The organism is Neobacillus paridis (assembly GCF_016765675.1).
In the GTDB taxonomy this organism is placed as follows: domain Bacteria; phylum Bacillota; class Bacilli; order Bacillales; family Cytobacillaceae; genus Neobacillus; species Neobacillus paridis.
Genome location: NZ_JAESWB010000310.1, coordinates 1 through 673 on the forward strand (window position 1 = coordinate 1; position 673 = coordinate 673).

General features: G+C 63.7%; 1 protein-coding gene and 1 pseudogene. Both read left to right on the forward strand.

Annotated features, from left to right (window positions below; translation table 11 throughout):
• Nucleotides 1–227 (forward strand): zinc-dependent peptidase (locus JK635_RS28990; RefSeq protein ID WP_202655537.1); only part of this gene is annotated, 227 nt, incomplete at its 5' end.
• Between the two features lie 91 nt (nucleotides 228–318).
• Nucleotides 319–673, forward strand: a pseudogene (locus JK635_RS28995) (hypothetical protein); the annotation flags it as partial.

Sequence of the window (673 nt, forward strand, 5' to 3'; positions counted from 1 at the left end):
TGGAACGCCAGTTGCCGCCCGATTTCGACGAGGAAAACGAACATCACCTGGACCTGTACGCCGACCTGGCCCAGGCCTTGCCGATGGACCCCTACGGCGCCGAGGCGCCGGCGGAGTTCTTTGCGGTTGCCTCCGAGGCATTTTTTGCAAGGCCCGCGCCGCTGCAGCACGCTTACCCGCAAGTGTTTGAATTACTTGAAAAATATTACCGCCAGCACGTTCGTTGAACGGCCTTCTCCCGGCGCCTGATACGGAAAGGCAAAGGTTTGCCCGTATAATCCAAGGTTTTTCGACCGACTCCCGACCCGGCTTCTCCCCATGAAGGTATTTCGCGGACTTCCCAATGCCGAATCGCGCGCGCCCTGCGCGCTTTCCATCGGCAACTTCGACGGCGTGCATCGCGGCCACCAGGCCCTGCTGGCGCGGCTGCGCGAAGCGGCGGACCTGCGCAACCTGGAAACCGCGGTGATGACCTTCGAGCCGCATCCGCGGGAATATTTCGCCCAGCGCGCCGGCGACCTGTCCAGGGCGCCGACCCGCATCGCCAGCCTGCGCGACAAGCTGCAGTCGCTGGCCAATGCCGGCGTCGACCGGGTCATCGTCGAGCACTTCAATGCGCATTTCGCGGCGCTGACGCCCGATGAATTCGTCAGCCGCGTGCTGGTCGAAGGCC